Consider the following 18,741-nt stretch of genomic DNA (forward strand, 5'->3'; position numbering starts at 1 on the left):
GGTTTCTATCCTGCCGCAGCGTATGCTGCGCGGCCCAAAGCGCTGCCCAGCAGAACCCCAATCAGGCAGACTCCCACACTGACAGAGGCATTCAGCACGCCCAAAAGCGGCCGCCCGCCCTGCAGCAGATTCACCGTATCCAGAGAAAATGTGGAAAACGTCGTAAAGCCGCCGCAGACGCCTGTTTTTAAGAACAGGGCGGCATTTGCCGACAAATTGGGTACAGTGGTCACAAAGCCGATCAACACGGCTCCCAGAAAGTTAATCAGCATGGTCATCAGCGGGAACTCTACCGGCAAGGGAATCAGTCCGCACAGATAGCGTCCAACCGCCCCCAGCGCACCGCCAGCCGCAACCAATAAACAAGCCTGCACCACTTTTTCCACCTCTCCTTATGTCGCATTCCGCATCCTGTTTTAGTTTATCACAAATCCCTGCACAAAGAAATACAGCAAAGTCTGTGAAGTTTTGTCCCCATTCGGACAAAAAACTATGCAGAACAAAGCAAAAACAAAAAGGAGCCTCCAAAGAGACTCCTCTGAAAGAACAAGAAAAAATCTTGTAAAACACAAATGCTTACTTTTTGCCCTGTGCCGCGCGCTTCGCGTTGTCTTCCTCAATATCTTCCTGGATTACATCACGCATCAGGCGCACCTTGCTGTGGTCAATGCGGTTTTCCGGCAGAATGGTGTTTTCGCAGCCAAGGCCATGCTTGTTGCCTTCGCTGTTCACCCACAGGCGCTCTGCAACCGGCGCCCACTCGTTGGCGCGCATCTCACACTTTGCACACAGGTCATGCACATCTTCCGGCTTGACCAAGTCTGTAGAGTGTGCATTGGTTGCCTTAACAACCTTCTCCAACTTGTAGGGGTTATCCAGCAGCGGGCAAGGGCGCAGCATATTTTCGTTGAACGGCTGGTTCTTGTGGTACTCCATAAACAGCGGAGAGGTGTACGCCTCCAGCAGTGTTTTTTCGCGGATATTGGAGTCGGAGTAATGGATGAACACGCAGGGGTCGATGTCACCGTTTGCGTTGATGTGCAGGTAGTAACGTCCGCCTGCAATACACCCATAAACATACTCGCCGTCAAGGAAAAAGTCCAGCGTAAAGAGCTCCTTGGTGTTACGCAGTTTGCGAACCTGGTGATACATGAACTCGCGCTTGTCGGCAGGAACCATGAGATCCGTCGGGGAGTCCGCACCAACCGGCATATAAGTGAAGAACCAGGCAAACAGAGCGCCCTGGTCAATCATCCAGTCAAAGAACTTCTCATCGCCAACCATGTCGACATTCTGGCTGGTGTAGCAGCAGGAAACACCAAACGGCAGCCTATGGTTGCGCAGGATTTCCATTGCGCGGGCAACTTTCTTAAAGGTACCTTCGCCGCGGCGCGCATCGGTAGAGGCTTCTGTACCCTCTACGCTGATGGCTGGCACAAAGTTGCCGACGCGCAGCATATCCTCTGCAAACTTGTCGTCAATCAGGGTGGAGTTGGTAAAGCACAGGAAGACGCAGTCGCTGTGCTTTTCACACAGTTTAATCAGGTCATCCTTGCGCACCAGCGGTTCGCCGCCTGTGTAGATGTACATATAGGTGCCCATGGCTGTGCCTTGATTGATGATATCGTCAATCTCGTCAAAACTCAGGTTCAGTTTGTTGCCATACTCTGCTGCCCAGCAGCCGGTGCAATGCAGGTTGCAGGCGCTGGTCGGATCCAGCAGAATGGTCCACGGCACATTGCAGCCATGCTCCTTACGGATGACATCCTGCTTTTTGCCGCCGATCAGCGTTGCGTTGACAATGAAGTTGGAGAAGATGGTCTGCAGCACGTGCAGGTCAATGTTCATGTACAGACGCTTAATCAGCTTAAACCAGTTGTTATCCGGATTGTCAACAATCCGGTGGAACATGGCGCGCTGGCCTTTATACATATCGTCCTTATCGAATTTGTCAACCATCTCCAGCAGCTTGGGGATGTTTTTGTCCGGATCCTTGCCCAAATAGCCGAGCGCTTTTTTGATACCAAATTTTTGGAGCTGCTCTTTGATTCCGTAATCTGCCATGAAATACTTCCTCCTAAAAAATCAGACATTCATATGCTCCGCGGGTTTCTGCCGAGCGGCCGATGCCGTCTTGTTCATTTACGGTTTCCATTATAAGAATGAATCCTGCATTTGTCCTTAGACAACCTGAAAATAAAGTCTTAAAGTATGACAGATAAATGAAATTGTCATAAATCATGCCTGCGCCACACTATTTTTTGCCGGATTGTTCCATATATACCTGCAGCCGCTCAAACGTTTCCTCACTGATATCGTGCTCTACCCGGCAGGCATCCTCTGCCGCCGTCTGCGTATTGACGCCCAGAGAAATAAAAAAAGACGTCAGCAGACGGTGCCGGGCGTAGATGTTTTCCGCAATCTTTCTGCCGGAATCTGTCAGCGTAATAAGCCCGCTGTCCTCCATAACGACGCTGCCGGCTTTCCGCAGCACCGACATGGCACGACTGACACTGGGCTTACTGAAACCCATCTCTCTGGCGATATCCACGGAGCGGACATAGCCGTTGCGGTTCTGCAGAATGAGGATCGTTTCCAGATAATTTTCCCTCGACTCCTGAATTTTCATGTACATCGTCCCCTTCTGCCTCTTACATCCGTTTTTTGGTACATTCATTGTAGCAAAGCAGGATAAAGAATGCAAGCCGTTCCAAAGGTCTCCTACTCTCCGCTGTCTGTTTTGTCCGGCTTCACCAGGCGGTCGGAAACCTGGTTGATCGCCGCCGCCAGATGCGCCAGCGGGCCGGTTTCCTGCAGATGCACCGGCTGTTTCTCCCGCAGCGCGTTCAGCCCCCGCACCAGCGGCCGCACCGCCTGTACAAATTTTCGCTTGATAAGTATATACATAAAGAAAAGCAGAAAACCGTCACAGAGAAAAATCAAAATCAGGAACGGCGGCAGATTGGCAAGAAAGGCATTGTTCAAATTGTTGCGGGGCAGCTTAAAATAGCTGTTCTTGCGGTAGCCCAGCACCACCAGACCATCCTTGTGCGGGCTGGTAAACGTGGGGTACCCTTTTAAATAGGAACGGGACATTTCCGCCACATCCGAAAGGGAATAGGTACGTGGAATCTCCCCCGGCAAGGCGGTGCTCCACACCACACTTCCGGTGTGATTGTCAATCAACATCGCCCAAACGTGCTTTTTGTGCAGGTCGGTTTCCTGTGACGCCGAAATCACATACCGAGTTCCGTTCCTGTGCAGAGCAGCCGCCGTAGTATCTGCCAGTACCCACGGCGTGTTCTGCACGCTGTCGTTTCGGGCAATGCCCTCTCCCCACAAAAAGAATAGAAAAAGGTTAAAGACCACCAAAACCGCCCCGCACAGCACAAAGGTCAGCAAATTGTGCGAAATGAACTTTTTGACCCGCTCCATCATTCTCGCCTCTCTCATTTTGCGCCGACCCAATTTTCTCTCCGCAAAGTCGGCGACATTCCTGCCTTACCGTATTTTTCCGCACTACGGCGCAGGCTTTCAAAGCACTCCAAAAATTTGACATTCCGCAGAATGTTATTATAATGAAACTAAAAAATGCGGTCATTTTCTTGTGCCGCCCTGACTTTGCTGTTGAGAAAGGAAGTTTTCCCGTGCGCAATCACGCAGCCGGTTCCCCTCACAAAGCTGTTACCATCTATGACATTTCCCGTCTGGCCGGCGTTTCGCCCGCCACGGTTTCGCGGGTGCTCAGCGGCAGTGCCCGCGTTTCTGAGGCAAAGCGCAAAGCGGTTCTGCAAGCGGTGCAAGACTCCGGGTTCCTGCCGAACGCGCTGGCACAAAGTCTGGCGAGCAGCCGAACACACACCATCGGCTTCCTGGTGCCGGACATCAAGAACCCGTACTTTTCAAGCATTTACTACCACGTTGAAATTCTCGCTTCGCAGAACGGTTATGCCGTTCTGCTGGCGAACTCTCGCGGTGCGTTTGAAAATGAAAGCCGGATTCTGCAGGCGCTCACCGGTCGGCGGGTGGACGCGATTGTGTTCATGGGCGGGCGCATTGACGCATTCCCCTGCAGCGCAGCTGGCATTGCCGAACTGGAGAAGTTTAACCGGATGGTTCCGCTTCTGCTGACCTCCCGTGTGGAGGGCACTTCCATTCCACAGCTGTGTTCCAGAGAAGACGGCGCTGTCTTGGCCCTGATGCGACACCTCAGTGAGCAGGGCTGCCGAACCTTTGCCATTCTCGGCGGAGCGGAAGATGTCAGCGTCCTGCACCGCCGTCGTGCACTGATGCTGGCGTGCGGGTGCCGCTTCGGCATGGTTACACAGCCCAAGTGGGCTTTGACCGACACCGGCTTTTCCATCGAAAGCGGCAGGCAGGCGGCCGCGCAGCTTTTGCAATGCGGCGAACTGCCCGACGCTGTCTGCTGCATCAACGATATGGTTGCAGCAGGTGCTCTGCAGCAGCTGCGCAGCGATGGTCTGCAGATACCGCAGGATTTGCTGCTGACCGGATTTGACGGAGAAGTTTTCAGTGAAGTGGTTGACCCCGGCATCACAACCGCCGCATTCGATTATCCAGACTTTGCGCAGCGCATTTTTGACCTGCTGATGCGTGGAATCCATCAGGAACCATGCGCGCCGGTCACGGAGCTTTACCCGCACTTAACCATCCGGGGCAGCACCCGGCGGGAGGCCCCTTAACGCTGGTCTTTTTCCGGGTCCATAAAAACGCGTGTGCCGCACTTCGGGCAGGTCAGCGTTTTGCCGGCTGACGCAGAGTTAGAAGCACCCGAAAGCAAAAAATTCTTTAAAGTCGGTTTAAAAGCGTACCGGCACTTCGGGCAGGTGAAGTGCATACTTTTTCGGTACACCACATACCGAAAAAGCTCGACTGCCAGTGTAAACAGGAGTACAGCTGCAATCAGGAACAGGATGGTTTTTGGTGCCGTATTAAATGCTTTCATTTTCTAATCTCCGTTTTAACCCCCTGCAAGTTACAGCGCATTGTCCACGCCAATTTTCGCATTCAGCAGGGTATACAGATTCTGTTGGGTCTGCTGCTCAAAGTATGCTTTCAAAACATAGGTTGCCTGCCACTTCTGCTGCAGATACGGATTGGCACCGTGGCGCAGTACCACATCCACCAGCCTTGTTTCCAGCAGCGTAATGCCTGCCGGATAAGCAAGTGCATCGCACAGCTGAATCAGCTTGTCATAATCGTCATACGTCAATTCATCCAGTGCGGCTTTCATGTCCGCTTTCTGCGCTTTGGTCACGTCCATTTTCCCAATATAAGAATCAATCTCCTGGTACGGGAAGGAATGCGTCAGGCAAATGCGCGCCGCATCCGGATAGCCAAGCTGATTCAGGTAACGCCACCCGTCATAAACATGGCAAATATCGGAAATGCCGAATTGCCTGCCAATGTCATGCAGTAAGCCCAGCACATACGCGGTCTGCGAGTCCAGCCCCGCACAGTGCTCCGCAATTTTTTGTGCACATGCCGCTGTCAGCCTGCTGTGAATCGTCCACGGACCGGGGTTTCGCTCTCCGGCCTGCGCCAGCAGGGCTTCTGCTGCTGCTTTCGTGGGTACACGCATTCGCTCCATGATACATTCCTCCGCATTTTCACAGTCTTCATGCCGGTCTGACGCAGGAAGCGCTGCCTCTATTTTACTCGTTTCTTGCTTCTCCCGCAAGAGTCTGTTTGCGCGGCTTCAAAAATAAATCGAACAGTGGAAAGCCCCCTTCGCACGGCAGCCGAAACGGTTGTCAAGAAAAGGGGGCTTTGTCTACTGCTGATTTACTTTATTGATCAAGCAGCTTTTCCAGCAGAATACAGAGCAGCTGCTGTTCACGCACCAGAACCACCAGATTTTGATTGATACAATTTAATGTCTCTTGCAATGTCTCAATTTCGTTCATTTTGATCTCCTATCGAGTTAGATTGCAAGTGCTTGCTGAGAATCAGTTTAACACAATCTCACCTGGAACGCAAAAAACTTTTCCCAGTGCCGGATGAAAAAATCTGTGGTTTCGGCTGCGACGCAGGGGCAGTTCCCGACAAACAGCGTAATACACTCCGCCGGCAGCCATGCACGCCAGCCGCGCAAAAAGCCTCTTCTCCAGCAGACATTCTGCCACAGAAAAGAGGCTTTGAAAAAGCTGGTCGCTTTATAATTGGAAGCGCAGCACATGATAGGACTGCGGCGGCAAAATGACGTCGCAGGTGCGCAGCGTCCCCTGCTGTACCGGAAGCTGCTTTGGCACAACCGCGTCCGGCTGTGCAAACGTATTGACAGCGGAAAGGTCACCTGCCATGCAGATGTGCTCCTGCATGGTCACTTCCCCGAAGGAACGCAGGTTCAGCGTAAGCTGCATCTCTTCCGCGCCGATGTTCAGCGCAAACACGGTGACCGTCTTTTCCTGCTCGTTGTAAACCACGCTCTGCTGCAGCAGCGGCGTTTCACCGTAGCGGCTCTCGGCGGCCGGCGCTGTGACGACCGGCTTGAGCACCGTGCCACGGCCGTACTTCGACAGATAAGCGAACGGGTAGAAAATGCTCTGCTTGAGAACGCCGCCGCCCTTTTTCGTGAAAATCGGCGCGATGACGTTGACCAGCTGCGCTAAGCACGCAATCTTCACACGGTCTGCGTGGTTCAGCAGCGTCATGCTCATCCCGGCAAACACCAGTGCATCCAACAGTGTGTAGTGGTCTTCCAGAATCTCCGGCGCCTCCTGCCACGGATGTGCCTTCTGCTTGAGCTGATACCAGACGTTCCACTCATCAAAGGAGAAGTTGATGTCTTTGGTGCCGCGCTTGAGTGCCTTGACATAGTCTGCGGTACCCTCCAAGGTGTGAATGAAGCGGTCCATATCCACAAACGACGCAAGGAAATCGAAGTCATTGCCCTCATTTTCATAGTAGCGGTGCAGCGACAGATAGTCCACATAATCGTAGGTGTATTCCATCACCTTGCGATCCCACTCCGGGTATGTCTTCTGCATTGTGCTGGCACTGCCGCAGGCGACCAACTCGATGCTGTCGTCAATCCAGCGCATGATTTTCGCGGCTTCCACTGCTTTTTTGCCGTAGTCGTCCGCATCCAGATGGCAAATCTGCCATTCTCCGTCCATCTCGTTGCCGATGCACCAGAGCTTGATGTTCAGCGGGTCCTTATGGCCGTTCTTTGCACGCAGGTCGCTCCAGTACGTGCCGCCGGGATAGTTGCAGTACTCCACCAGCTGCCCTGCGTCTTTGGGTGTGCCGGTGCCCATATTGACCGCGCCCATAATCTGCGTGCCCGCCTTTTGGCTCCAGTCGTAAAATTCATCAATGCCGAACTGGTTGCTCTCAATCGTGTGCCACGCCAAGTCCAACCGGCGCGGACGGCCTGCTTTGGGGCCGATGCCGTCTTTCCAGTCGTAACCGGAAAGAAAGTTACCGCCGGGGTAACGGATATGGGAAATGCCCAGCTGCTGAATGAGTTTCAGCACATCTGTCCGATAGCCGTTTGCATCCGCCAATGGATGCTCCGGCTCATAAATGCCTGTGTAAATGGCGCGGCCCAGATGTTCCAAAAACGAGCTGAACAGCCGGTCATCCACCTGTGCAACGCGAAAATCCTTTTCAACGTGCAGTTTTGCCTGTTTCATGGTTCGCTCCTTTATCATGTAACCAAATTTGGAAAATCAGCCTTTCACCGCGCCGATCATGACACCCTTTTCAAAGTATTTCTGAATAAACGGATAGACGCACAGCACCGGCAGTGTGGAAACAATAATCACGCCGAACTTAATCTGATCCGCAAACTGCTGTGCATAGCCGCTGGCGCCGCCGCCGCTCGAACCTGCCATTGCCTGATTGCTGAGCAGAATGTTGCGCAGAATAATCTGCAGCGGCTGCAGGCTGTCTTTGTTGATGTACAGCAGCGGATTGAAGAAATCATTCCAATGCCCCACCAGATAGTACAGCATAATGACGGCAATGACCGCCTTGGAAAGCGGCAGTACAATGGTGGAAAAATACCGGAAGTGCGAGCAGCCGTCCAGCGTGGCCGCTTCGTACAAATCCTCCGGAATGGAGTTTTCAAAGAACGTCCGCGTAATAATCAGATTGAACACGTTTAGCGCACCCATGACAATCAGAATCCAAGGTGTATTGAGCAAGCCCAGGTTTTTGACCAGCATATAGGTCGGCACCATGCCGCCGTTAAAGTACATGGTAAAAACGAAAAGCGCCATAATGATACGCCGCGGACGGAACGCCTTGCGGGAAAGCACGTATGCCGCCGGCAGCGTGACCGCCATATTCAGCGCCGTACCCACCACCGAATAAAAAATGGTGTTTTTGTAGCCGGTCCAAATCTGCGCATTGTCGAAAATATGCTGATAGCCATACAGACTGACACCCTTCGGCAGCAGAATGACCTGCCCCTGGTTCACCAGCGTCGAGTCGCTGAAAGAGGCAATGACGATGAAATACATGGGGTAAACCACCATGATAAAGGACAAAACCGCCACCGCCACCACCACAATCTGAAACGCTGCGTCCGGCCCGTTGTGCGCGGAAAGCGTATGCTTAGCAGTCATTTGATTCTTTTTCATTTTGCATCCCCCTTTCCTATACCAGGCTGATGTCTGCAACACGCCGTGAAATCTGGTTAGCAACTACCAGAAAGATGAAGTTGACCAACGTGTTGAACAAACCGACCGCTGTGCCGAAGCTGAACTGGCTGGACTTGATGCCGACGTTGAAAACATACGTGGCAATGACTTCCGACACGGATTTATTGAGTGCATTCTGCATCAGGAATGTTTTTTCAAATCCAACACTCAAGATATTGCCCATGTTGAGAATCAGCAGAATAATGATCGTGGGCAGAATCGCCGGCAGTTCCACGTGCCAGACCTGCTGCCAGCGGTTGGCGCCATCCACTTTTGCCGCATCATAAAGCTGGCTGTCCACGGCAGCGAGCGCCGCAATGAAGATGATGCTGTTCCACCCAGCTCCCTGCCAGATGCCCGAAATCACATAAATGGGAATGAAGGAAGAGGCGTCTCCCATCAGGTTGGCAGCCTGCGGCACCAGATGCATGGCTTTCAGCAGATTGCTGAGCATACCGGTGGTCGGCGACAGCATGATCTGCAGAATGGCCACCATAACAACCGTAGAAATAAAGTACGGCATATAAACCGCCGTCTGCACCGCGCGCTTGCCGTTTTTGCTGTGAATCGAGTTGATGACCAGCGCCAAAAGAATCGGCACCGGAAACCCGCAGACCAGCGAAAAGAATGCAATCAGAAATGTGTTCCGCAGCGTTGGCCAGAACATGGGGCTGGTGAAGTACTGCATGAAGTATTTCATACCGCTCCACTGGCCGCCGGTAAATCCTTTGCTAAAATCATAGTCGCGAAACGCCAGCTGCAGCCCATACATCGGCCCGTAGCAGAAAATAAGGATATAAACAATCGCGGGCAGAATCATGACCCACAGCTGCCAGTCCCGCTTCAGATAGTACCCCACGCTCCGCTTTCGCGTAGTGGCGGCAAAACTGCCCCCCGCAGATGCCTGTCGCACAAAAAAGACCCCTTTCCTGATAAGCAAAGGCAGGATGTGAACCTGCAGCATCCCGCCTTTGCCTGTCGATTCAGATTTTATTTGACGGTTTTCAGGTATTCGTCATAAGCCTTCTGACGGATTTCCAGGTTTTTGGTCAGCCCTGCATTGTTGAGTGAGGTTACGAAAGCACTCCACTCGCTGTCAATGTTTTTGTTGGCATTTGTCATCCAGGTGGACCATGTCTGGTCGGTAATGTTGGTGATGTTCGCCTGATTCATCGCCATAGTGTTGATGTCATCCTGGTTGTACTTCATAAACTGCTGCGGATACACGTTCTTCTTCGGGTCGACCGTGTTCAGCACGTCGTCGTAAACCGACTTTTCCTTGGTGACTGCCTGCATATCCGTGCCGAGCTTCAGTTTGGTTTTCATTTCATCGCGGATATACAGCGGGCCGTCATCCGCAAAGGTATTGGTCCACTTCCATGTGCCAGGGTCGATGGAGGTGTCTGCCGGAGCAAGGACTTCATACGTACCGTCACTGTTTTCTTTGGTCCCCTTGTCGGTATCGTTCATGCCGCCAAACAGCACCTGAATGCTGTTTTTCTCGTTATAAAACGCATCAATAAACTTCATGGCGGCGTCCTTATCCTTGCACTGGTTGCTCATGGCGACGCTGTTGGAGCGGTAGTTCAAGTCATAGTAATCGTAAGAGTAGCAGACTTTCTGGGTATCCGTGCTTTCCTTCAGCTGCGGAATGGCAACGTACTGGTCTTTAAGCTCATTGCCGAAGCGGTCGCCAGCCTCCCAGCCCCAGGTAAAGCCAACCTTGGCGGTTTTGCCGCTGCCGCGTGCCACAGACTGGAATTTGGAGTAGTCCTGTGTAACGGCTTCCTTATTAATCAGGCCTTCTTTATACAGCTTCTGTACGAACTTCATCACCGTTTTGAAGCGGTCGTCAACATAGTAATTTTTAATCTTGCCGTCCTCTGCAAAATATCCCAGCGGAGAAATGCCGGTAATCTGCATACCGGTGCTGCCCAGCAGGTTTTTCAGCCCGTAAGCGCCGTCAAAGCCGTTGAAGTCCATCGGAATTTCATCAGAGGTACTGCCGTTTTTGTTGGCATCCTTTGACTTGAAAGCCAGCAGAACCTGCTCCAGCTCATCCCACGTGGTCGGCACTTTCAAGCCGAGGTTATCCAGCCAGGTTTTGTTGATATACATGGTTCCGTTGGTCTTGGGCCAGAGTGCCTGATAAGACGGTGTTGCGTAGATTTTGCTGTCTGTGGTGGTAACCAGGGTTTTCGTTTCCGGATGGTCCTTAAACATCTGCGAAATATTCGGAGCGTCCTTTTCAATCAGGGAGGTCATGTCTGCAAACAGCCCGTTATACTGTACAAAGTCGGAGCCAGAAGCATCGACCGCGTTAAACAGAAGATCCGGAATTTCGCCGCTGGCAAACATCGCGCTCTTTTTCTGATCCCAGTCAGCAGAAATCTGCTGCCACTCGATTTCGACGCCGGCCTTGTCTTCCAGCTGCTGCAGCCATTTCATTTTAGTAACATCCTTTGTTAAGGAATGCTTCACAAACAGGGCTGTCAGTTTTACTTTACCGCTTGTGGCGGTGCTGCCGGTGCTGCCTGAGCTGCCGCCCCCCGTGCTTTCTCCGCAGCCCGCCAAGCCCGCAGTGACCATACAGCCCGCAAGAAGCGCTGCCAAAATCCGCTTTCCTTTCATCTGTAAACAACTCCTTTTCCTGTTCGGCGCCCTTCCTGTGCTGCGCCTGAATATTGATGACTTTTGCCACACTTTCTCGGTGCAATTTTAGTATAAACGCACAAATAAAATGACGCAACGTCTGATTTTTGAATGAACAACGGTTATTTTGAATAGATATCCTCCCATTTGAACAACCTTCAGAACATTCAAAAATCAGATGGAAGGTTTTTCTGTTTACAGTTTAACCAATCCGCTTAAAAGTAACCGGTGTGTTTTTGTGAAAAAAACAGTACGCGCAAATTTGCAGAAAAAATCCCCGCCGCATAAAAATCTACGGCGGGGACTCCCTGTTTTCTGTTAAAAAGCGACGCAGGCTCAGCCGGCCTTTTCAAGGTCACGCTTTAGTCTGGCAATAATTCGTTTCTCCAGGCGTGAAATATACGACTGCGAAATGCCCAGTGCGTCTGCGACCTGTTTCTGTGTATGCTCCTTTCTGCAATTTAATCCGAACCGCATCTCCATAATCTGACGCTCGCGCGCGGGCAGGGCACACACGGCAGAAAGCAGCACCCGACGCTCGCTTTCTTCTTCCAGACCGACACTGACCGTGTCGTCAGCGCTGCCAAGCACATCCGCAAGCAAAAGTTCATTTCCGTCCCAATCCACATTCAGCGGGTCATCAATGGAAATTTCATTTTTGAGTTGGCTGGACTTCCGCAAGTACATCAAAATCTCATTTTCAATACAGCGCGACGCATAAGTCGCCAGCTTAATCTTTTTTTCTGGGCGGAATGTATTGACCGCCTTAATCAGACCAATGGTACCGATGGAAATGAGATCCTCTGCACCTGCACCCGGTGATTCAAACTTTTTGGCTATGTATACCACCAACCGCAGGTTGTGTGTAATCAGCGGTTCCCTTGCATTGGGTGTGCCCGCCTCAATTTCCGCGTAAATTTTTGCCTCTTCCTCCTTTGTGAGCGGCGGCGGCAGCGTTTCGGGGCCGTTGATGTAATGAACCGGTGCGGCAAGCAAGCGGCGGAGCCATCTTTTCAGTTTTTCCAGCATGCCCATTTTCCTTTCTTCCATATTCCACGGATTTTTGTGTTTTTTCGATTCCACCCTCCAGCAAATACGGCGGAATCAGCGCTTGATATTCGCCGCCGGAAAGCTTTTTTTCTGCGTAAGCAACGTAACACGCTGCGCGGCAGATGCCACCCCCTGGGAACACCAGCGTGCAGGACTCTGCCCGCCACGCCTGCAGCAGCCCTTCCCCACCGACCGAGGTAAACGGAATCACCCTGGCCGGCGTTTTGGGCGGCGGCGGCAGCGCATCCTTTTCCGCAACCACCACCGGCAGCCCAGAAAAAGGCTCTTTCAGCGAGCAGCCTGTGTCTACCCGCGCCTGCAGCACGCAGGTCTGTCCGCCCAGTGTCAGCTTCAGCTGACAGACGGTGTGCTGCAGCGGGCCGCGGCCGGTCACCCGCTGCAGCAGGCGGAGCACAAAGTAGCTGAGCAGCGTCAGACCAATCAGCAGCAGCGGCGGCACATCAAAGTAGACCACGCTGTTTTTGACAAACAGACCGCTGGGCGCAAGAAAATACCAGATTGCCACCAGAACACCGGCAAACGCAAAGCTCAGCAGAAAGAAAGAAAACACTTGCCGAAAAAACGCGCGGCATCCCTGAAACCCAAATGCGGCCAGTGCAACCGGCAGGCAAAGGCTCAGCTTCACCAGGAAATCGACCGCTGGCGGAAATGGCGGCAGCAAGATGACCAGCGAGCCGACTGCCCCAACCAGCGCACCCAAAAGCAGCCTGCGTCGGTGCACGGTCATGTGCAAAAATTTGGTCACAAGCAGCAGCAGCAGATAATCAATCAGCAGGTTGACCGCGACCAGCACATCCACGTACACCGTCTGCAAAAAAATCACCCCCTTGCTAACCAGTATAGCCAGCCCAAAGCCGGTATTTTGTCAAAGTCCGTACAGCGGCAGAATAAATCTGCGCCGCTCAGCAGACAGAAAAATCCGCAGGAAAGGCAGCGCCCCTCCCGCGGATTCCGTGTGTAAACAGAAATGGAAGATCCGTTAATCGTCAGCCGGATCCTCACCGGGCTGAATTGCGTCAGTTCCGCTTTCGCCAGTGCGGATGCGCACCGCTTCGCGAATTTCGTAGCTGAAGATTTTGCCGTCACCGACATTGCCGGTATGCGCCGCCGCGCAAATGGCATCAATGGTTTTGCGCTCCCATTCCTCAGTAGAAACAATGATTTCAAACTTAATTTTCGGCAGCATATTGATGTGTATTTTGCTGCCACGAACCTGCTCCGTGTAACCCATCTGGGTACCGCAGCCCATAACCTGGGAAACTGTCAGCCCGCGCACCTGGATTTTCTGCAGGGCTTCCTTGACGTCTTCCATCTTTTCTTCGCGCACAATCGCTTCAATTTTAATCATGCCGTCTGCCTCCTCACTCAGTCGTCCAGTCCGTTAAAGGACGGATACGCACGCTCGCCGTGCTGGGAAAGATCCAGCCCGATTTGCTCGTCGCGCGAATCCACGCGCAGGGGCGTAATCAGCTTGACAACCGCCGCGCAAATTAGGGTTCCCACCACGGCAACCGCGATGGTCACGACAATGCTCAGCAGCTGCGCGCCAAACAGACGCACATCGCCAAAGACCAAGCCGTCCCACTGGGCAACCGGATTGATGCTCTTCTGTGCAAACAGGCCGGTCGCAATCCCGCCCCAGATACCGCCGACGCCGTGGCAGCCGAAAGCGTCCAGTGCATCGTCATAGCCGAACTTTTTCTTGAGCACCGAAACCGCAAAGTAGCAAATGGGGCTGACCAGCAGACCGATAATCAGGGACGCCCACACCGGCACAAAACCGGCGCCCGGCGTAATGGCAACCAAACCAACCACCAGCCCCGTGCTGGCGCCCACCAGCGTCGGCGCTTTGTTGGTCAGCACGTCAATCAGCATCCAGGACACCATGGCTGCCGCCGCAGAAAGCGCCGTTGTCGTGAAAGCGTGCACCGCAAGCCCGTTTGCTGCCAGTGCGCTGCCGGCGTTGAAACCGAACCAGCCAAACCACAGCAGTGCCGCACCGAGCGCGACGAACGGAATGTTATGTACCCGGTAATTCACGTGTTCGTAACCGTTGCGCTTTCCAAGCAGCAGACACAGCACCAGGCCGCTCACACCGGAGGTGATATGTACCACATTGCCGCCGGCAAAGTCTACCGAACCAAGCTTCGCCAAAAGACCGCCCTGCCCCCAGACCATGTGCGCAACCGGATAGTAGACCAGCAGCGACCAAAAAATCACGAAAAAGAACAGCGCTTTAAACCGCATCCGCCCCGCAACAGCACCGGTAATCAGTGCCGGCGTAATGACCGCAAACATCATCTGAAACACAGCAAACGCCATGTGCGGAATGGTTTTGCTGTACGGCCCCGCACTCTCACCGACTCCCTGAAAAAATGCCCACTGCAGGCTGCCAATCACGCCGCCGTGATCGCTGCCAAACGACAGCGAATACCCCACTGCCACCCACATGACAATGGCAACCCCCATGATGAAGAAGGAATTCATCATGTTGTTCACCACATTTTTGCGCCGCCCAAGGCCGCCGTAAAAAAATGCAAGTCCGGGGGTCATCAGCAGCACCAGCGCCGCTGAAACCAGCACAAAAGCAGTATCTCCTGAATTCATCGCAAACCCTCCTGTTGTTTTTCGGCAAAAAAAGACGCCGTTGGGAATTTTCCCAACGGCGTCTTTGCCATATCATATGCGCTATTATACTGCACAGCGCTTTCATTTGCAACCTTTTTTTCAGAAAATCTTACTTTACCCCGGCAAAGCACCGGGATTTGCTTTTAAATCTGGGCCGGCTGTGTTACGGCTGTGCGCTGATACTGGGACATATACAGGCGGTAGTACAGTCCCTTTTTCTCCATCAATTCCTCATGGGTTCCACTTTCTAAGATTTGCCCATCTGCCACATACATAATGCGCGTGCAGTCCCGAATTGTGGAAAGCCGGTGCGCAATAATAAAGCTGGTCCTGCCCTTCAGCAGCAGGTTGATGCCCTCCTGCACAAGCTGCTCCGTTGAAGTATCAATAGAAGAAGTCGCCTCATCCAGCACCAGAATCCGCGGGTCAGAAAGCAGCGTGCGCGCAAATGCCAGCAGCTGCTTCTGCCCCTGCGAAAGTCCGCCGCCGCGCTCCTTGACCACTGTCTGGTACCCCTGCGGCAGACTGCGAATAAATGTATCCGCGTGCAGCAGCTTGGCGGCGCGCTCAACTTCCTCATCGGTCGCGTCCAGTCTGCCGTAACGAATATTGTCCGCAATCGTGCCGGAAAACACGAAGCTGTCCTGCAGCATAATGCCCATCTGGCTGCGCAGCGAATGAATCGTAACATCCATAACACTGTGTCCGTCAATGCAGACCGCACCGTCCTCGATGTTATAAAAACGCGAAATCAAATTGACAATGGTGGTTTTCCCTGCGCCGGTCGGGCCGACAATCGCAATGCTCTCGCCCGGCTCGGCAGTAAAGGAAACGTGCTTGAGAATGGTCTGCCCCGGCTCATAGCCGAAACTGACATCGCGAAATTCCACCCTGCCTTGAATCGGCGGAAGCTCCTGTGCGTCCGGTTTATCTTCAATGACAGCCGGCTCATTCATCGTTTCAAAGATGCGTTCCAGATAGGCAACCGCATTGACAAAGTCATTGTAGATATTAGCGAGGTTGATAATCGGCTGCCAGAAGCGGCTGGCGTAAGTCCCCATAGCCAGCAGCACGCCGAAAGACACCATCGGATTAAACCAGTACGCACCGGCAATATACACCAGCGAAAACACAATCTGCGAAACCGTTTGTGTGGTGAACCACACGGTATTGGAAATATAAATCGCGCCCATCCAGCTTTTTTTTCGGGCATCCAGCAGGCGGTTTAAAATCTGGTCATTCTCCTGCTCCCGGTCAAAGGACTCAATCACGCGCGCACCCTCAATGGACTCCTGCACAAACGCATTGACATTGGTATTTTTATCATTCACCCTCTGCCACGCCTTGCGCTGGCGGGGCTTAATCAGCAGGATAAACACCGCAACCACCGGCAGCCCTGCCACGGTAATGGTTGCCAAGGTTGCGTTGACCTGAAACATAAAAACGATGATGAAGATAATATTGATAATTTCAATGATGAAGTTCAAAATTCCGTTGGAAAGCGCATTGGAAACAGAATTCACATAATGCACCACACGCACAAGGATTTTTCCGTGCGGGCGGTTATCATAGTAGGAAAACGGCAGAACCTGCAGGTGGTCAAACAAATCCTTGCGAATGTCATGAACAATGTTCTGCCCAACCTGTGCAATTAAAATGGTGCGGATGGCGTTAAAGCCGATGTTGATGAGAATGGTTCCCAGCAGCAGGCAGGAAAGCTGGATTAACAGCTGCATATTTTTATGCGGAATGGCAACATCCATAGCGCGCTGCACCAGCATGGGGCCGGTCAGGCCAATCACACTGCCCACAGCACTGAGCAGCAGCGAAAAAATCATCTTCCACTTGTAGCGCCCAACATACACAAAAACATTTTTGAGGTTCTCCATATTAAATGGAGTTTCCAGTTCTTCATCTACATCGTAGCGGTTACGCGCCAATAGGCTCACCCTCTTTCACACTGTTCTGAAGCGCCCAGATTTTATAGTAAAATCCGCGGTTTTTCAGCAGTTCCTCGTGTGTGCCGTGCTCGATAATCCTGCCGTTATCCAGAATCAGAATTTCATCCGCATCTTGTACAGAAGAAACGCGCTGGGCAATCACCACTTTGGTGCACAGGAAGTCAAGACTGTGCAGCTGCCCTTGTATGTACTGCTCCGTTTCCATATCCACTGCGGAAGTCGTGTCATCCAAAACCAACACGGAGGGCCGCATGGCCAACGCACGCGCCAGAGAAATGCGCTGCTTCTGCCCGCCGGAAAGACCGACACCGCGCTCACCGATCAGCGTGTCATACCCCTCGGAAAGCCGGCGGATGAAGCCGTCTGCATCTGCCGCACGGGCACACGCCACCACGCCTTCTTCCGAAAGGTCAGCCTGCCCGTATGCAATGTTCCCCTCCACGGTGTCGGAAAACAGGAACACATCCTGCATAGCCACCGCCATGTTTTTGCGCAGAAAGGAAAGCGGATACTTCTGTACATCCTTTCCATCCAGCAGCACCGTGCCCTGTGTTGGTTCGTAAGCGCGCGTCATCAGGTTGACAAGGCTGGTTTTTCCGCTGCCTGTGGTTCCCATAATGCCGAGCGTTTCCCCCGGCTTTATATGAAAGCTGACGTCTGTCACAGCGTCTTTCCCATCCACGCGGAACGTGACGCCGCGAAATTCAACGTCGCCCTTGGCGCGCTGCTTTGGCGCCTCCGCATCGCTGTGGTCCACAATGCTTGGCACCGCGTAAAACACCTCCATAACCATATCGCAGGAGGCAAAGAAACGTTGAATATCGTTAATCAGCATACCGAGATTTCGCAGCGGGTTGGCAAGCGCCCAGGTCAGGGACGAAAATGCCAGCATTTCGCCCGCGGAAAGCGTCCCCTGAATCATAAAATACCCGCCGACCAGCAGCGTTGTCACTGACAGTGACTGCGAAAGCAGGTCAATAAACGGCTGAATTTTTACACCGACATAGCTGACCTTCAGGTTTTCCTTGCGAAACTCTTCGTTCCGCTCTTCAAACTTCTGCTTTTCAAACGCTTCCCGCGCGAAAGCTTTGACCACGCGGTTTCCCTCAATGTTTTCCTGCGCAACCGTGTTTAAGCTTGAAAGCTTTGCGCGCAGATTCACATACATTGGGTGAACGATTTTGGAAAAAGCCATGGTAATCAGCAGAATGAACGGCGTGATTGCCGCCAGGCACAGCGTGAGCGGAACATTGACGGTAAAAAAGTAAATAATCGTGACGGCAAAAATGACGACAGAATCCACCACGCTGTAAGAAATCCACGCCGTGGAGTGGCGGATCATGTCCAGGTCGTTTGTCATGCGGGTCATCAGGTCGCCTGTACGCATCCGCCCGAAGAAACGATAATCTTCGTTCTGAATCACATCATAAAGCCGCGTACGCACATCGTCCAGCATCTGCTGACTGTTCTTTTCCAACAGGACAATCATCAGGTAGCGAAGGGACAGCCGAATCACCTCCGCCGCAAGCATCAGCCCCAGCAGCGGCAGCAATTTTGCGGTGTTTTGCGGGGTAATGACTTCATCAATGAGCTTTTGCGAAAGCATGGGATTGATAATCAGCATTGCCGAGGTCACCGCAGATAGGCACAAACCGATAATCAGGTAGCGCCGCTTGGGGCCCATGTACTTCCAAAGCCATTTCAGCTCCAGCATTCTTTTTCCTCCTCGTTTTCGGTGAAACGACCACCTTTTTTTCAAA

17 protein-coding genes are annotated in these 18,741 nt (G+C 52.6%); 1 reads left to right on the top strand and 16 read right to left on the bottom strand.

The genetic code is table 11. The features are described from left to right. Nucleotides 1-5: 5 nt before the first annotated feature. The 4 genes from crcB to PXC00_RS09105 all read right to left on the bottom strand — a co-directional run bounded on the left by crcB (nt 6) and on the right by PXC00_RS09105 (nt 3,453). Complete coding sequence (gene crcB / locus PXC00_RS09090; RefSeq protein WP_275846468.1) at nt 6-386, bottom strand: fluoride efflux transporter CrcB; 381 nt, start codon at nt 384-386, stop codon at nt 6-8. 190 nt (nt 387-576) lie between these two features. Then, a complete protein-coding gene (locus PXC00_RS09095) occupies nt 577-2,064 on the bottom strand; it encodes a radical SAM protein (protein WP_275846466.1) in 1,488 nt (495 codons plus the stop codon). 190 nt (nt 2,065-2,254) lie between these two features. After that, the gene (locus tag PXC00_RS09100; RefSeq protein WP_275846464.1) at nt 2,255-2,629 is read right to left on the bottom strand and encodes a metal-dependent transcriptional regulator; all 375 of its coding nucleotides are present in this window, start codon (nt 2,627-2,629) and stop codon (nt 2,255-2,257) included. Between the two features lie 92 nt (nt 2,630-2,721). Further along, nucleotides 2,722-3,453 carry a hypothetical protein gene (locus PXC00_RS09105; RefSeq protein ID WP_275846462.1) on the bottom strand — a complete coding sequence of 244 codons (732 nt, stop codon included), beginning with the start codon at nt 3,451-3,453 and terminating at the stop codon, nt 2,722-2,724. Nucleotides 3,454-3,647: 194 nt separating this feature from the next. Between PXC00_RS09105 and PXC00_RS09110 the strand changes: the two genes are divergently transcribed. Continuing rightward, complete coding sequence (locus tag PXC00_RS09110) at nt 3,648-4,703, top strand: LacI family DNA-binding transcriptional regulator (RefSeq protein WP_275846460.1); 1,056 nt, start codon at nt 3,648-3,650, stop codon at nt 4,701-4,703. Here PXC00_RS09110 and PXC00_RS09115 read toward each other — a convergent pair. The 12 genes from PXC00_RS09115 to PXC00_RS09170 form a co-directional block, all read right to left on the bottom strand. Continuing rightward, the gene (locus tag PXC00_RS09115; protein ID WP_275846458.1) at nt 4,700-4,966 is read right to left on the bottom strand and encodes a CpXC domain-containing protein; all 267 of its coding nucleotides are present in this window, start codon (nt 4,964-4,966) and stop codon (nt 4,700-4,702) included. The two genes, PXC00_RS09110 and PXC00_RS09115, sit on opposite strands and share 4 nt — an antisense overlap. Nucleotides 4,967-4,996: 30 nt before the next feature. Next, entirely contained in the window at nt 4,997-5,611 is a 615-nt protein-coding gene (locus PXC00_RS09120; protein WP_275846456.1) for an HD domain-containing protein, read from the bottom strand. 565 nt (nt 5,612-6,176) lie between these two features. Further along, nucleotides 6,177-7,658, bottom strand: coding sequence for an arabinosylfuranosidase ArfA (arfA, locus tag PXC00_RS09125; RefSeq protein WP_316934927.1), 1,482 nt, complete (start codon nt 7,656-7,658; stop codon nt 6,177-6,179). 36 nt (nt 7,659-7,694) lie between these two features. Beyond that, nucleotides 7,695-8,609, bottom strand: a complete 915-nt coding sequence (locus PXC00_RS09130) for a carbohydrate ABC transporter permease (RefSeq protein WP_275845201.1) — start codon at nt 8,607-8,609, stop codon at nt 7,695-7,697. A 16-nt stretch (nt 8,610-8,625) separates the two neighbouring features. Beyond that, nucleotides 8,626-9,582: an ABC transporter permease gene (locus tag PXC00_RS09135; RefSeq protein ID WP_275845202.1), complete on the bottom strand. Its 957-nt coding sequence runs from the start codon at nt 9,580-9,582 to the stop codon at nt 8,626-8,628. 77 nt (nt 9,583-9,659) lie between these two features. Then, a complete protein-coding gene (locus PXC00_RS09140; protein ID WP_275845203.1) occupies nt 9,660-11,300 on the bottom strand; it encodes a type 2 periplasmic-binding domain-containing protein in 1,641 nt (546 codons plus the stop codon). 357 nt (nt 11,301-11,657) lie between these two features. Further along, nucleotides 11,658-12,317 carry an RNA polymerase sporulation sigma factor SigE gene (gene sigE, locus PXC00_RS09145; RefSeq protein ID WP_275845204.1) on the bottom strand — a complete coding sequence of 220 codons (660 nt, stop codon included), beginning with the start codon at nt 12,315-12,317 and terminating at the stop codon, nt 11,658-11,660. After that, nucleotides 12,223-13,197 carry a sigma-E processing peptidase SpoIIGA gene (locus tag PXC00_RS09150; protein WP_275845350.1) on the bottom strand — a complete coding sequence of 325 codons (975 nt, stop codon included), beginning with the start codon at nt 13,195-13,197 and terminating at the stop codon, nt 12,223-12,225. Before PXC00_RS09150 ends, sigE begins: the two co-directional genes overlap by 95 nt. Nucleotides 13,198-13,371: 174 nt before the next feature. Further along, a complete protein-coding gene (locus PXC00_RS09155) occupies nt 13,372-13,740 on the bottom strand; it encodes a P-II family nitrogen regulator (RefSeq protein ID WP_275845205.1) in 369 nt (122 codons plus the stop codon). 17 nt (nt 13,741-13,757) lie between these two features. Continuing rightward, complete coding sequence (locus tag PXC00_RS09160) at nt 13,758-14,999, bottom strand: ammonium transporter (RefSeq protein WP_275845206.1); 1,242 nt, start codon at nt 14,997-14,999, stop codon at nt 13,758-13,760. 164 nt (nt 15,000-15,163) lie between these two features. Further along, nucleotides 15,164-16,960, bottom strand: coding sequence for an ABC transporter ATP-binding protein (locus PXC00_RS09165; protein WP_275845207.1), 1,797 nt, complete (start codon nt 16,958-16,960; stop codon nt 15,164-15,166). Then, on the bottom strand, nt 16,950-18,695 hold the full coding sequence (locus tag PXC00_RS09170) for an ABC transporter ATP-binding protein (protein ID WP_275845208.1): 1,746 nt from the start codon (nt 18,693-18,695) through the stop codon (nt 16,950-16,952). Before PXC00_RS09170 ends, PXC00_RS09165 begins: the two co-directional genes overlap by 11 nt. Nucleotides 18,696-18,741 lie beyond the last annotated feature (46 nt).

It is taken from the genome of Caproicibacterium argilliputei, from assembly GCF_029211325.2.
In the GTDB taxonomy this organism is placed as follows: domain Bacteria; phylum Bacillota; class Clostridia; order Oscillospirales; family Acutalibacteraceae; genus Caproicibacterium; species Caproicibacterium argilliputei.